Below are 14,014 nucleotides of genomic sequence, written 5' to 3'. Positions count from 1 at the left end.
TCATCCCCCTGCCCACCTACGCCTTCCAACGGGAGCGCTACTGGCTGTTGCCCCGTGCCGCGGCAGGCGATGCGGCTGCCGCAGGGCAGGCGCGGCTCGATCACCCGTTGCTGGTCGCCGCCGTTCAGGTCGGCGACCGGGACGAGTGGCTGCTGACCGGTCGGCTGTCTCTTGAGGCGCAGCCCTGGCTGGCCGACCACACCGTGCTCGACACGGTCCTCGTGCCCGGCGCCGCCCTGACCGAACTGGCCCTCGCCGCCGGACGACAGGTCGACGCCCCGGTGGTCGAGGAGTTGATCCTTCAGGCACCGCTGCCCCTGCCCGTGGGCGAGGCTGTCCAGTTGCAGGTCACCGTCGCGGAAGCCGACGAGAACGGCCACCGTGACATCGCGATCTACACGCGACCGCAAGCCACCGAGCCGGGCGTACGACCCGAATCGACCTGCCATGCGCGTGGTCGGCTCGGTTCGGAGGTGGAGTCGCCTGGGCTGCCGTTCCCGGTGTTGTGGCCGCCGGAGGGTGCCGTGGCGGTGCCCGTGGACGGGCTGTACGAGCGGTTGGCGGAGGCGGGTTACGAGTACGGGCCGGTGTTCCAGGGGCTGCGGTCGGCGTGGCGCGATGGTGAACTGGTCTATGCGGAGGTGGTGTTGCCGGACGAGCCGGTCGGCTCGGCCCAGGGCTTCGGTATCCACCCGGCGCTCCTCGACGCGGCACTCCACGGCGGTCTGCTCGACCACGACGAGGATTCGGACGTCGAGTTGCCGTTCTCCTGGTCCGGCGTCCGGCTGGATCAGCGAGGCGTGTCGCGGGCCCGGGTCCGGATCACTCCGGCCGGACAGTCCGCGACCCGGATCGACATCGCCGACGAGAACGGCGAACTGGTCGCGTCCGTAAGGGAGTTCACCTCCCGCCCGGTGGACCCGGCGCAGCTGTCCGGGGCGAGGCGGCCGGCCGACGGTTCGCTGTTCACCGTCGACTGGACTCCGGTCGCGGCCGGTACCCCGGTCGCCGGGGTCGCGATCCTCGGTGAGCAGGCGGGAGTTGGAGAGAGTTACACGGACCTGGACGCACTGGAGGCGGCCGTCGCGGCGGGCGCCGCGGTGCCGGAGGCGGTCGTGACCTCGGTCGGGACGGCACCACGAGTCGGCGACGAGGCCGACGCGGCACGGGCCGCCACGGCGGACGTGCTCGCGCTGGTGCAACGCTGGCTGGCCAGTGAGCCGCTGGCCGGGGCGCGGCTCGTGGTGGTGACTCGCGGTGGCGTCGGTATGGACGGCGAAGTTCCCGATCTCGCCCAGGCGGCGGTATGCGGTCTGGTGCGCAGCGCGCAGTCCGAACACCCGGGCAGGTTCATGCTGGTGGACCTCGACCCGATCGAGGAAGGCGGAGAGGGGGAGCGCGGAGTAGAGGAGAGCGGAGAGACAGCGCCCGACTGGGCCGCACTCGCCGGCCTCGGCGAGTCGCAACTGGCCCTGCGCGGCGGGCAGTTGCTCGCACCCCGACTGACGCGAACCACCGGATCGACGCTGCCCGCCGAGGGACCGTGGCGGTTGTCCGCTGTCACGAAGGGTTCGTTGGAAGGCCTGGCGCTGATCCGCTCCGACGCGGACCGTCCGCTGGAGGCGCACGAGGTCCGGATCGCCGTACGAGCTGCCGGGCTCAATTTCCGCGACGTACTCATCACCCTCGGCCTCTACCCCGGAGAGGCCGCACTGGGCAGCGAGGCGGCGGGAGTTGTCCTGGAGACCGGCTCCGACGTCACGGACCTGGCGCCCGGCGACCGCGTGATGGGTCTGGTCCCCGAGTCGTTCGGTACGGCGGGGATCGTGGACCGGCGGATGGTCGCGCGGATGCCGGAGGGCTGGTCGTTCGAGCAGGCGGCTGCCGTGCCCGTGGTGTATCTGACCGCGTACTACGGTCTCGTCGAACTCGGCCAACTGGTCGCAGGGGAGCGGGTGTTGGTGCACGCGGCGGCAGGCGGTGTCGGCATGGCCGCGGTCCAACTGGCCAAGCGGCTGGGCGCGGAGGTCTACGCGACCGCGAGTCCGTCGAAGTGGGACGCGGTGAAGGCGCTGGGCGTACCGGCCGAACGGATCGCGTCCTCGCGGGACTTGGACTTCGCGGAGACCTTCGCGCGGGCCACGGACGGTGCGGGCGTGGACGTCGTCCTGAACGCGCTTGCCGGTGAGTTCATCGACGCGTCGCTGGGGCTCATGCCACGCGGTGGCCGGTTCCTGGAGATGGGCAAGGCCGATGTCCGCGACCCGGAGGCCGTAGCCGAGGCCCATCCCGGAGTGCGGTACCAGGCGTTCGACGCATTCGACGCCGGACCGGACCACATCCAGGAGATGCTCCTCGATGTGCTGGACCTGTTCGCCCGGGGTGTGCTGTCGCACGCGCCGGTTCGGACCTGGGACGTACGGGACGGGCAGGAGGCGTTCCGGTTCCTGCGCGAGGGCCACAACACGGGCAAGCTGGTGCTCACCGTGCCCGGGCCGGCCGATGCGGACGGCGCGGTGCTGATCACCGGTGGGACCGGCGGTCTGGGCGCGCTGGTGGCGCGGCACTTGGTCACGTCGGGTGGCGCCCGGCATCTGATCCTGGCGTCGAGGCGCGGCCTGGACGCACCGGGTGCGGGCGAGCTGGTCGCGGAGCTGGAAGCCGCAGGCGGCCGGGTCCGGGTCGCGGCCTGTGATGTGGCCGACCGTGCTCAACTCACTGAACTCCTCGGCTCGTTGGACGTCCCGCTGTCCGGTGTCGTACACGCGGCCGGTGTGCTGGACGACGGCGTGGTGACCTCGCTGACGTCCGACCAGCTCGACCGGGTGATGCGGCCCAAGGTCGACGCGGCGCTGTTGCTGGACGAGTTGACGGCGGACATGGACGTGCGGTCGTTCGTCCTGTTCTCCTCCGCCGCCGGACTGATCGGCAGCTCGGGCCAAGGCAACTACGCAGCCGCCAACGCCGTGTTGGACGCTCTGGCGGCGCGGCGGCGGACAGAAGGCCGTCCGGCGGTGTCGCTGGCGTGGGGGCTGTGGGCCGAGGAGACCGGGATGGCACGCGGTCTCGACGAGGCGGCGCTGGCCAGGCTGGCGCGGCAGGGCGTGCGGCCCATGCCCACCCCGCTCGCGCTGGAACTGTTCGATCAGGGCCGTCTGCACGACCGGGCGCTGGTGGTCCCGGCGCGGTTCGACCTGGCCGCGCTGCGCGTCCAGGCCGGCGGCGGGCTGCTGCCGCTGCTGCTGAGCGGCCTGACCGGTGCCCCGACCCGCCGTACCACCACGGGAGGCGGGACACCGGCCCGACGGCTGGCCGCCGTACCCGAGAGCGAACGCGCCGTGGCCGCCCGCGAATTGGTGCTGTCCCACGTCGCCGCCGTGCTCGGCCACTCCTCGTCCGGCGCGGTCGATCCGGACCGCGGGTTCAGGGAGCTCGGCTTCGACTCGCTGGCCGCGGTCGAACTGCGGAACCGGCTCACCCAGGCCACCGGCCTGCGGCTGCCCACGACCCTGGTCTTCGACCACCCGGAGCCCGCCGCCGTCGCCCGACTCCTGCTCAGCGAGGCGGAGGCGGAGGCCCAGGCGGCAGCGGCGGCCTCGGCCGGTCGAGGCGGAGCACGCCCGGCGTCCGGGAACGGGAATGGGAACGGCATCGGCATCCCGTCCGGGAACCGGACCGGCCAGGGCACGTTCAGCGCCCTCATCCACCACGCCCACGCGACACAGTCGCTGCTCGAAGCGCTGCCGCTGCTGACCGAGGCATCGAGGTTCCGGCCCGCCTTCACCTCGTCGGAACTGCCGGACGGCGCGGGACACGTGGTCAAACTCGCCTCCGGCGAGGGCCTGCCCAAGCTGGTCTGCGTGCCGTCGTTCATGCCCGGCTCCGGCCCGCACCAGTTCATGCGGTTCGCCGACCGCTTCGAAGGGAAGCGGGACGTCTACGCCTGCTCGCTGCCGGGGCTGCGGGGCACGGACGAGGCGCCGGGCACCTGGCGCGCCGCGATCGACGTCCTGGTCGCGTCGATCCGCCGGGCGGTGGGTGACGACCCGTTCGTCCTGGTCGGCTACTCGATCGGCGGTGTCCTGGCGCACTCGATCGCGGCCCGCTTCGAGGCCGAGGGCGTTCGTCCGGAGGGTGTCGTCATGTTGGACACCCCCACGCCGACCGACGAGAAGGAGATCCTCGGTGTCTTCTCCCTGGTGATGGCGGAGATCCTCGACCGCGGGCAGGGGGCCACCGTGATCGACGACGCCGGCTGGCTGGCCATGGGCAGCTATGTGCGCCTGCTCGCCGAGCGGCGCCCCGACTCGATCGACGCCCCGAGTCTGCTGATCCGTGCGGGCAGGCCGCTGGGCGAGAGCGACGACGTCTCCGACTGGCCCGCGTGGAACGTCTGCGACGGCCAGGTGGAGATCGCCGCCGACCACTTCTCCCTGATCGAGACCGAGTCCGCGCTCACGGCGGAGGCGACGGAGAGGTGGCTGACGGCCGACTCGCCGTCGGACACGGACTGACCGGCCGTAAGGAGGCGGCCCAGACGCAAGAGCGCGAGAAGCAGCGAACAGCGCTGAGCGATACCGAGAAGCTCCGAGAAATACCGGAGAAGCACCCAAAAGCACCGAGAACCAATGAAAAGCACTGCAAACAGGAGGAATTGACATGGCGCTCGATGGTACGTGGGCGATCACCTATCAGGGTCCCACCGGCGACAAGCAGGCCGACCTGGTGCTCAGCACGGACGGGACGACCCTGACCGGGACCTTCGACGGCACCCCGATCGACGACGGCGAGGTCCACGGCGCGGATTTCAGCTACACCGCCAAGCTCACCTCCCCGGCCAAGATCAAGGTCAAGACGACCGGGACCTTCGAGGGCGACACCATGAGCGGCAAGGTCAAGGCGGCGTTCATGACGTTCTCCTTCTCCGGTAAGCGCAGGTAGGTGGCCGCCGCTGTCCGGCGGCGGCCACACGGCGGTTCCGATCTCCGCAGCCACGACGGCCGGAGATCGGAACGCGCGAGCCATCGAGAGCGACGTCAGGAAGGGCCGCCATGTACCTCACCCAATCGCTGCACCGAGCCGTACGACAGTCACCCGACGTGCCGTTCACCGTGTACAACGGGCGCACCCACACGGCCACGGAGACCTACGACGCGGTCTCGCGCCTGGCGGGCGGTCTGACCGGACTCGGCGTGCGCGGGGACGACCGGGTGGGCCTGCTGTCACTGAACACGGACCGGTTCTGCCAGATCGCGCTCGCCACCGCGTGGGCGGACGCGGTCGTGGTCCCGCTCAACACCCGGTGGAGCGTCACCGAGCACGCCTACGCGCTGGACGACGCCGACGTGCGCGTCCTGTTCGTCGACGACGCGTTCCTGCCGATGGTGGCGGAGCTGCGGGCCAGGACACCGGGCCTGCGCACGATCGTGCACTGCGGTGACACCCCCACCCCCGAGGGCCTGCTGCCGCTGGCCCGACTGCTCGCCGCCGAACCGGTGGAGGACGCGCACCGGCAGGGCGACGCCATGGCCGGCATCTTCTACACCGGCGGCACCACCGGTCTGCCCAAGGGCGTCATGCTGGGGCACCGCCAGCTCTACATCACGGCCCTGGGCACGCTGCTGCACACCGAACTCCCGCGCGGCGGCACATCCGTGCTGGCCGCGCCCGCCTTCCACCTGGCCGGGTTCGCGTTCTGGATCGTCGGCATGCTGGCCGACATGACGACCGCGCCGGTCGCCGTGTTCGACCCGGTCGGGATCCTGCGCACCATCCAGGACCAGCGCGCCAAGCAGACCCTGCTGGTGCCGGCCATGATCCAGGCGATCGTCGGCCACCCCGACGCGGACGCCTACGACCTGAGCAGCCTGGAAGTCCTGGCCTACGGCGCGTCCCCGATCTCCGAGACCCTGCTGACCCGGGCCCGCGCGGCCTTCCGGTCCGCGCGGTTCCTCCAGGTGTACGGCATGACCGAACTGTCGCCGTCCACGACCCTCCTGCTGGACGCGGACCACGACGACCCGGTGCTGCGCCGCTCGGTCGGCCGCGCCGCGCCGTACGCCCAGGTGAAGATCGTGGACGAGAAGGACACTGAGGTGCCGCCCGGCACGATCGGTGAGATCACGGCCGCCGGCGAGCATGTGATGCTCGGGTACTGGAAGAGGCCGACGGAGACCGCGGAGGCGGTCCGGGACGGCTGGATGCACACCGGTGACGTCGGATACATGGACGAACGCGGCTATGTGTACGTGGTCGACCGGCTCAAGGACATGATCGTCAGCGGTGGCGAGAACGTGTACTCGACCGAGGTCGAGAACGTCGTCGCGAAGCATCCCGCGGTCGTCCAGGTCGCGGTGATCGGCCTGCCCGACGAGAGATGGGGCGAGCGGGTGCACGCGGTGGTCACCCTCGTCCCCGACGCCACGCTCACCCTGGAGGAACTCCAGGACTTCTGCAGGAAGGAGATCGCCGGCTACAAGTGCCCGCGCAGCCTGGAGCGCGTGGACCAGTTCCCGATGTCGGGCGCGGGCAAGATCCTCAAGCGTGAACTGCGCACGTCCACCAGGTCCGGGACGGGCGGCACACGGGACTGACGTACCGTCACTATGCCCCGGCTCAAGCGGAATTGGGGCCGGGGTGCCTTACGGCCCGCTCCGGGGGGTGTCGTCAGGACCACCCCCGATCCGGTCCTCAGGCCCAGGGACTCCGTGTGCCGGTGGCGGCAGGATTCGAGGTGTACCGAATCCACCACACGGAAATTCCGGGGGACACCATGAACGAAATGTCGGCCAGGCGACTTGCGGGCGGTGCGGGAATCGCCGCCGCGGTCGCTCTCATCGTCGAAGTTCCGCTCTACTTCATCTATTCGGGACCGCCGCCGGACGCGAACGTCCTGTCCCGGCTGCTGATCGGGATCGTCGCGCTGGCGTTTCTGCTGGTGTTCGTGACGGCCTTCCGTGAACTGGTGAAGCGCGTGAATCCCGCGTACGAGTGGGCCGGTTCCATGGCCTTCACCGCCGGGCTGGTCTACACGACGATCACGCTGGTCTCCAGCGGTCTGGAAGCCGGTGCGGTCATCGCCGCCGACCATCCGATCGACCCGACGATCGACGTCAGCGGCACGTACATCCTCTACGGCTCCATCTCCCGCCTCATGCTGGCGTTCTTCCTGACCGCGCTGGGTTTCGCCGTCTCCCGTACCGAACTGCTGCCGCGCTGGACCAGCAGGTCGGCCTACGTCCTGGCCGGGATCAACCTGGCCTTCGTGCCGTCGCTGTTCTTCGGCAACACGCCCGCGCACTTCTACGCGGCGAACGGCTGGGGCACCACCGCCCTGATGGGCGCGATCCTCAGCTACTGGCTGCTGGCCCTGGGCATCTCCACCTACCGCAGCGCGAAAGCACCCGCAGCGGGGACACTCAGCTAGGTGTCCGGTGCGGGCCGGATACCCAGGGTGGGTATGGTGGCTCCATGGCCCGTCCCGAGCAGCCCGTAGGACCGCACCCTCGCGTGCGGTCCTACGGGCTGCTCGTCGCCGTCCTGCTGTTCGGTCTGCTCGGGATGCACGGGCTCGGGCCCGTTCCCATGGCCGAGCCCGCTCACGGGCACACGATGGCGGCCACGACCGTAGCGACGGGCGAGAAGGCGTCGACGCCGGACGCCTGCGATCACGACGCGGGCGACTGCGGCGGCAGTCACATGGCGCACGCCGACGCGACCTGCGCCTCCGCGTCCGTCGGCGGGGCACCGGCCGTGGTTCCGGTGCTGCAACCCGATGTGGCGGCCTGCGCCGAGGCGCCCGACGGGCGTACGTCCGGGGCGGGCAGTGGTCCCGACGGGGGCCGGGCCTCACTCTCCCTCGCGGAACTCCAACTCCTGCGGATCTAGAGCGGCCCGCGCGACACGTCACCGTGCGCGCATTGGCATGCCCTGAACGGATCCACACACCAGGAGTTCCACCATGACCGCACAGCGCAGGTTCGTCCGTCGTACCGTTCTCGCCGTCACCGCCTCGGTGGCCGCCCTCACGCTCGCCGCGTGCGGCAACGACGGCGACGGCAAGGCAGGCAGCGGGACCGCGTCCGCCACCGCGACCGGTGGCCACAACGCCGCCGACGTCTCCTTCTCGAAGGAGATGATCCAGCACCACCGCCAGGCCGTGGAGATGGCCGGACTGGCCGCGGGCCACGCCTCCTCGGCGCAGGTCAAGAGCCTCGCCACGAAGATCGAGGGCGCACAGGCCCCGGAGATCAAGACCATGTCCGGCTGGCTCACCTCGTGGGGCGAGCAGGTTCCCCAGGACATGTCCGGCATGGACTCCGGCATGGACCACGACATGTCGTCCTCGACGCCCGGCATGATGAGCGACGCCGACATGGGCAAGCTGGAGAAGGCCTCCGGCGCCGACTTCGACGCCATGTTCCTCACCATGATGATCGAACACCACGAGGGCGCCGTCTCCATGGCCAAGGCCGAGAAGACGGACGGCGAGTACAAGCCCGCCACCGAACTCGCGGCCGGTGTCATCACGGCTCAGAGCGCCGAGATCGAGCAGATGAACAAGATGCTCGGCAAGGGCTGACACCAGTCGGCGGACTTGGCCCGACCGCGTACCGCGCGGTCGGGCCCCCGGGTCAGGATCCCTCCGCCGCCTCGCGCCGTTTCCGCTGCTCCTCGAAGAGCCGGAGGAACTCCTTCGCCTGTTCCTCGGCGATGCGCTGCTGCTCGGCCTCCTCCTCGCTGAGCACCCGGTCCTCGTCGAACACGCCTTCCTCGCGGAGCTGTTGCGTCTGGACGGCGGTGGGCAGTTCGGGGTCGGGGTCGGAGGGGCGCGGGCCCTCGGGACCGTCGGGGCCGACCCGCACGAGGCGTTCGACGCGCACGATGCGGGTCCGGCACCCGTCGATCACGATCTCGTCGCAGCGCTCGGCGTCGATCCGGTCGGCCAGCCGCCCGTACTCCGCCCGTGTCTCCTCGTCGAGCTGCTCCATGACCGGCGCCATCACCCGCAGATAGGAGGTGAGCGTGTCCCGCGACCCCTGCGGACTCGGGTTCGTCATCTGCGTCGGCGCCCAGTGGCCGTCCGAGAACTCGGCCGCGGTGAACTCGGCGGGCAGCAGCACACCCCCGGGATGCGTCTTCAGAGCGCGCAACGAGTCCTTCCGTACGGCGGCGGGAGCCGTGCCCCGCGCCTGGACCAGCGACAGCAGCTCCATCCGCAGGATGCCCTCGGACATCCCCGTCGGGGTGTACGGATCGATCACGAATCCCTTGGTACGGCCGCGGTATTCGTTCCCGTGCCCCACCTTCGCCGGGTCGGGGTCGGACGGCCGGGGCGGCTCCGGTCCCGTCGGTCCCATCCGGATGAACTGATCCCCCCGCACGACCCGGAACCGGCGGCCGTGCACGGTGAGTTCGTCCACGGTCTCCCAGTCCAGCCGCTCAGCGCCGCGCAGCCACTCCTGCTGCGACTCCGTGTCGCCCGCGTCGAGGGCGTCCCGCGCCCAGCCGCGGAAGAGCATGGCCATGGTGTCGCGGGCGCCCTGCGGGAAGGAGGTGGAGCAGCTGGAGATGATCCGCCAGCCGCCGGTCTCCAGTTCCTCGGCCACACCGAACACCGGGCCGCCACCGCCGAGGACGTTCGGATAGGCCTTGCGGGCCTGCCACGCCTCGACGTCCGCGAGGGCCGCCGCCGGTGCGTCCGGCAGGGCCTCCATCCTGATCATCCGGTACCCGGGAACCTGATCACCGTGCTCAGACATGCTTCCAGCATGCCCGGACCCGGGGACGGTACGCGACGAATCAACGCAACCGGCACACCAGTTGGGCTCGCGAGGCACAGGTTTCGGCCAGGCGTCCCGCGCTCCGAGGTGATAGACGTCGGACATGAACAACGTGATCGTCCCCGCCTTTCCCGCCGTCGCCTCCTCCCGCCCGGCCGGTGCCCGATGACCGCCGGCGCCGACACCCCCGACCGCCGGGGCCGCACCGGCCTGGACCGCACCGGCCTCGACCTGACCGGCAACCCCCGCGTCAAGGTCCGCGACGTGACCCTGCTGTCCAGCCACTGGTACGTCGAGCGGACCACGACCTTCGACTTCCGCCACGGCGACGGCACTTGGACCACCCAGGAGCGCGAGACCCACGACCGCGGCAACGGCGCCACCCTGCTCCTCTACGACGCCGAGCGCGAAATGGTCCTGCTCACCCGCCAGTTCCGCTTCCCCGTGTACGTCAACGGCCACCCCGACGGCATGCTCGTCGAGACCCCGGGCGGCCTCCTCGACGACGAGGACGAGCACCCGGAGGAGGCCGTACGCCGCGAGGTGATCGAGGAGACCGGCCACACCGTCGGCGAGGTGGAGCACGTCTTCGACGTCTACATGAGCCCCGGCTCGGTCACCGAACGCATCGGTTTCTACGCCGCCTCCTACGGCCCCTTGACCCGCACCCACGAGGGCGGCGGTCTTCAGGAGGAGGGCGAGGACATCGAGATCCTCGAACTGCCCTTCCGTAGAGCCCTGGAGATGATTCGGAGCGGCGAGATCGCCGATGCCAAGACCATCATGTTGCTCCAATGGGCCGCGCTGGACGGGCCGTTCGCCAAGTAGCCGCGCGGGGCCTTGACTTGAAGTGCGCTCCAAGCGGAAGACTCCCGTTCGTGCCCGGCCGACCCGGGTGCGAACGGGAGGGACCACCATGAAGTACCGCACCATCGGCACCGATCCGGCTCACCGCCGCGAGGTGAGCGTGCTCGCGCTGGGCGCGATGCTGTTCGGCTCCCGCACCGACGAGGAGACCTCCTTCGCCGTGCTCGACCGCTATGTCGAGGCCGGCGGGAACTTCATCGACACGTCCGACAACTACGCGTTCTGGGTCGACGGAAGCCAGGGCGGCCAGAGCGAGAAGCTGCTCGGACGGTGGCGGCGCAGCCGTGGCATCGGCGACGAGATCGTGATCGCCACCAAGCTCGGCGCCCGCCCCCTGGCACCGGGCACGGGGTTCGTCGACAACCCGGAGGGCCTGTCGGCGAAGGTCATCCGCGAGTCGGCCGAGCGCAGCCGCGAACGCCTCGGCGTCGAGAAGCTCGACCTGCTGTACGCGCACATCGAGGATCAGAGCGTTCCGCTGCAGGAAACCGTCGAAGGATTCGCCGAGTTGGTCGCCGAGGGCACCGTCGGTCTCCTGGGCGTCAGCAACCACGCCGCCTGGCGGGTGGAACGGTCCCGCGCGCTCGCCGCCGCGGCCGGGCTGCCCGGCTACGAGGTCCTCCAGTACCAGCACAGCTATCTGCGCCCCCGGACGGACCTGCCCTCGGAGTTCTTCCCCGACGGCAGTATCGGCACCGTCGGCCCGGACCTGCTCAGTTACCTGCGCGCCGAGCCCGCCCTCACCCTGGTCGCCTACTCACCGCTGCTGGCCGGCGCCTACACACGCGAGGACAAACCCCTGCCCGCCGACTACGACCACCCCGGCACCCCCGCCCGCCTCGCCGCGCTGCGGGAGGTGGCGAAGGAGACCGGTGCGAGTGTCAACCAGGTGGTGCTGGCCTGGCAGTTGGGCGGGCCGCTGCCGATCGTCCCGCTCGCGGGGGCATCGTCGGTGGCCCAGCTGGAGGAGAATCTCGCCGCTGTGGACCTGGAGTTGACGGCGGAGCAGCGGCAACTCCTCGACTCCGCCGTGTAGTTCAGGGCCTGACCAGCAACTGGAAGTCGAACGCGTACCGGGACGCCCGGTAGATGTGCGTCCCGTACTCGACCGCCCGCCCCGTGTCGTCGTACGCAGTGCGCTGCATCGTGAGCAGAGCCGCGCCCTCCTTCTCGTCCAGGCGGGTGGCCTCCGCCGGGGTGGCGGAGCGGGCGCCTATCGTCTGGCGGGCGCTGTGCAGGGTGATGCCGGCGGTGCGCAGCATCCGGTACAGGCCCGTCGACTCCAGCCGGGCGGTGTCGAGCGGGAGCAGGTTCGACGGGAGGTAGTTGCAGAGGAACGCGACCGGCTGGCCGTGGGTGGAGCGCAACCGTTCCAGGAGGGTGACCTCGCTGCCCTCCGGGACACCGAGGGCGGCCGCGACATCCGCGGTCGCGGGCACGCCCTCGTTGCGCAGCACCACCGTGGTCGGGCCCTGCCCGGCCGACTCCAGGTCGTCGTAGAGGCTGCTGAGTTCCAGCGGTCTCTTGACCTGGCTGTGCACCACCTGCGTGCCGACCCCCCGCCGCCGGACCAACAGCCCCTTGTCGACAAGGGATTGGATGGCCTGGCGGACGGTGGGGCGGGACAGGCCGAGGCGTACGGACAGGTCGATCTCGTTGCCCAGGAGGTTGCCCGGCGCCAAAGTCCCGTGCTCGATCGCCGACTCCAGCTGCTGTGCGAGCTGGTAGTACAGCGGCACCGGACTGTTGCGGTCCAGGGCGAAATGCAGGGCATTGAGCGGGGACCCGTTCGCGGCACGCGAGTAGTCACCGGTCTTCGCCACAGGGGCACCTCCTCACAGATCGTGACGGGCAGTCAGGAGTTGCTGGGGAAACCGAGGTTGATGCCGCCGTCGGCCGGGTCCGGCCAGCGGGTGGTGATCACCTTGCCCTGCGTGTAGAAGGCGACGCCGTCGTTGCCGTAGACGTGGAGGTCCCCGAAGAGGGAGTCCTTCCAGCCGCCGAAGGAGTGGTAACCGACCGGCACCGGGATCGGCACGTTCACGCCGACCATGCCCGCCTTGACCTCCATCTGGAAGCGGCGCGCGGCGCCGCCGTCCCGGGTGAAGATCGCGGTGCCGTTGCCCCAACGGGAGCTGTTGATCAGGGTGATGGCCTCGTCGTAGGACTCGGCGCGGACGACGACCAGGACCGGGCCGAAGATCTCGTCCTTGTACGCGTCCGCCGTCAGCGGCACCTTGTCGAGGAGGGAGACGCCGAGGAAGAAGCCGTCCTCGTGGCCCTCGACCGAGAAGCCGGTGCCGTCGACGACGACCTCGGCACCCTGCGCTGCGGCGGACGCGACGTACGAGGCGACCTTGTCGCGGTGCTCGCGGGTGATGAGCGGGCCCATCTCGGACGCCGGGTCGTTGCCGGGGCCGATGCGCAGGTTGCCGGCGCGCTCGGCGATCTTGGCGACCAGTTCGTCACCGGTGTCGCCGACCGCGACCACGACGGAGACGGCCATGCAGCGCTCGCCGGCCGAACCGTAGGCCGCGTTGATCGCCTGGTCGGCCGCGAAGTCCAGGTCCGCGTCCGGCAGGACCAGCATGTGGTTCTTGGCGCCGCCGAGGGCCTGTACCCGCTTGCCGTGCTCAACCGCCTTGAGCTGGATGTACTTCGCGATCGGCGTCGAACCGACGAAGGAGACGGCCTCGATGTCCGGGTGCTCCAGGATGCGGTCGACGGCCACCTTGTCGCCCTGCACGACGTTCAGCACACCCTGCGGCAGGCCCGCCTCGGAGGCGAGTTCGGCCAGACGGTAGGACGCCGACGGGTCCTTCTCGCTGGGCTTGAGGATGAAGGTGTTGCCGGTCGCGATCGCGAGGGGGAACATCCACATCGGCACCATGGCCGGGAAGTTGAAGGGCGTGATGCCCGCAACTACCCCCAGCGGCTGGCGAATCGAGGCCACGTCGACGCGCGTGGAGACCTGCGTCGACAGCTCGCCCTTGAGCTGCACGCTGATGCCGCAGGCGAGTTCGACGATCTCCATGCCGCGCGCGACCTCGCCGAGCGCGTCCGAGTGGACCTTGCCGTGCTCGGCGGTGATCAGCTCGGCGATCTCGTCGCGGTGCGCGTCCAGCAGCTCGCGGTACTTGAACAGGATCGCGGTGCGCTTGGCGAGCGAGGCGACGCCCCAGCTCTCGAACGCGGCCTTCGCGGAGGCGACGGCGGCGTCCACCTCGTCGACGGTCGCGAAGCCGACCTGCTTCTCCTGAGCGCCGGTCGCCGGGTTGTACACGGGACCGAAACGGCCCGAGGTGCTCTCGACGGGCTTGCCGTCGATCCAGTGAGTGATCGTCTTCATGGTGCGAAAGCCTTTC

11 protein-coding genes are annotated in these 14,014 nt (G+C 70.4%); 8 read left to right on the top strand and 3 right to left on the bottom strand.

The annotated features are described in order from the left end of the window. The 6 genes from SPR02S_RS56445 to SPR02S_RS27230 all read left to right on the top strand — a co-directional run. Positions 1-4,514: SDR family NAD(P)-dependent oxidoreductase (locus SPR02S_RS56445; RefSeq protein ID WP_019060186.1), on the top strand; the 4,514-nt coding region annotated here is incomplete at its 5' end. Between the two features lie 145 nt (positions 4,515-4,659). Further along, entirely contained in the window at positions 4,660-4,941 is a 282-nt protein-coding gene (locus SPR02S_RS27250) for a hypothetical protein (RefSeq protein WP_019060185.1), read from the top strand. A gap of 110 nt (positions 4,942-5,051) precedes the next feature. After that, positions 5,052-6,593, top strand: a complete 1,542-nt coding sequence (locus SPR02S_RS27245) for an AMP-binding protein (RefSeq protein ID WP_019060184.1) — start codon at positions 5,052-5,054, stop codon at positions 6,591-6,593. 179 nt (positions 6,594-6,772) lie between these two features. Next, positions 6,773-7,426, top strand: a complete 654-nt coding sequence (locus SPR02S_RS27240; RefSeq protein WP_019060183.1) for a hypothetical protein — start codon at positions 6,773-6,775, stop codon at positions 7,424-7,426. A 44-nt stretch (positions 7,427-7,470) separates the two neighbouring features. After that, positions 7,471-7,887 (top strand): DUF6153 family protein, encoded by a 417-nt coding sequence (locus tag SPR02S_RS27235; RefSeq protein WP_052347052.1) that lies wholly within the window; start codon positions 7,471-7,473, stop codon positions 7,885-7,887. A gap of 73 nt (positions 7,888-7,960) precedes the next feature. Continuing rightward, entirely contained in the window at positions 7,961-8,581 is a 621-nt protein-coding gene (locus SPR02S_RS27230; protein ID WP_019060181.1) for a DUF305 domain-containing protein, read from the top strand. A gap of 52 nt (positions 8,582-8,633) precedes the next feature. Here SPR02S_RS27230 and SPR02S_RS27225 read toward each other — a convergent pair whose 3' ends face one another. Continuing rightward, a complete protein-coding gene (locus SPR02S_RS27225) occupies positions 8,634-9,761 on the bottom strand; it encodes a DUF5954 family protein (protein WP_026150903.1) in 1,128 nt (375 codons plus the stop codon). A 186-nt stretch (positions 9,762-9,947) separates the two neighbouring features. Between SPR02S_RS27225 and SPR02S_RS27220 the strand changes: the two genes are divergently transcribed. Together SPR02S_RS27220 and SPR02S_RS27215 are read left to right on the top strand one after the other, a co-directional pair. Continuing rightward, positions 9,948-10,610, top strand: a complete 663-nt coding sequence (locus tag SPR02S_RS27220) for an NUDIX domain-containing protein (RefSeq protein ID WP_019060179.1) — start codon at positions 9,948-9,950, stop codon at positions 10,608-10,610. An 88-nt stretch (positions 10,611-10,698) separates the two neighbouring features. Next, positions 10,699-11,685 carry an aldo/keto reductase gene (locus SPR02S_RS27215; protein ID WP_019060178.1) on the top strand — a complete coding sequence of 329 codons (987 nt, stop codon included), beginning with the start codon at positions 10,699-10,701 and terminating at the stop codon, positions 11,683-11,685. A 1-nt stretch (position 11,686) separates the two neighbouring features. Here the strand turns inward: SPR02S_RS27215 and SPR02S_RS27210 are convergent, their stop codons facing one another. Together SPR02S_RS27210 and SPR02S_RS27205 are read right to left on the bottom strand one after the other, a co-directional pair. Next, the gene (locus SPR02S_RS27210; RefSeq protein ID WP_019060177.1) at positions 11,687-12,472 is read right to left on the bottom strand and encodes a GntR family transcriptional regulator; all 786 of its coding nucleotides are present in this window, start codon (positions 12,470-12,472) and stop codon (positions 11,687-11,689) included. Positions 12,473-12,504: 32 nt separating this feature from the next. Next, positions 12,505-13,998 (bottom strand): CoA-acylating methylmalonate-semialdehyde dehydrogenase, encoded by a 1,494-nt coding sequence (locus SPR02S_RS27205; protein WP_019060176.1) that lies wholly within the window; start codon positions 13,996-13,998, stop codon positions 12,505-12,507. Positions 13,999-14,014 lie beyond the last annotated feature (16 nt).

The sequence above is a fragment of the Streptomyces prunicolor NBRC 13075 genome (assembly GCF_000367365.1).
In the GTDB taxonomy this organism is placed as follows: Bacteria; Actinomycetota; Actinomycetes; order Streptomycetales; family Streptomycetaceae; genus Streptomyces; species Streptomyces prunicolor.
The sequence above is the reverse complement of the archived record's forward strand: the minus strand, read 5'-3'. Positions and strand labels throughout refer to the sequence as shown.

Coding starts and splice junctions, on each gene's coding strand:
- SPR02S_RS27205 (WP_019060176.1), bottom strand. CDS start 13,998: ATGAAGACGATCACTCACTGGATCGACGGCAAGCCCGTCGAGAGCACC.
- SPR02S_RS27240 (WP_019060183.1), top strand. CDS start 6,773: ATGAACGAAATGTCGGCCAGGCGACTTGCGGGCGGTGCGGGAATCGCC.
- SPR02S_RS27215 (WP_019060178.1), top strand. CDS start 10,699: ATGAAGTACCGCACCATCGGCACCGATCCGGCTCACCGCCGCGAGGTG.
- SPR02S_RS27230 (WP_019060181.1), top strand. CDS start 7,961: ATGACCGCACAGCGCAGGTTCGTCCGTCGTACCGTTCTCGCCGTCACC.
- SPR02S_RS27220 (WP_019060179.1), top strand. CDS start 9,948: ATGACCGCCGGCGCCGACACCCCCGACCGCCGGGGCCGCACCGGCCTG.
- SPR02S_RS27245 (WP_019060184.1), top strand. CDS start 5,052: ATGTACCTCACCCAATCGCTGCACCGAGCCGTACGACAGTCACCCGAC.
- SPR02S_RS27225 (WP_026150903.1), bottom strand. CDS start 9,761: ATGTCTGAGCACGGTGATCAGGTTCCCGGGTACCGGATGATCAGGATG.
- SPR02S_RS27235 (WP_052347052.1), top strand. CDS start 7,471: ATGGCCCGTCCCGAGCAGCCCGTAGGACCGCACCCTCGCGTGCGGTCC.
- SPR02S_RS27250 (WP_019060185.1), top strand. CDS start 4,660: ATGGCGCTCGATGGTACGTGGGCGATCACCTATCAGGGTCCCACCGGC.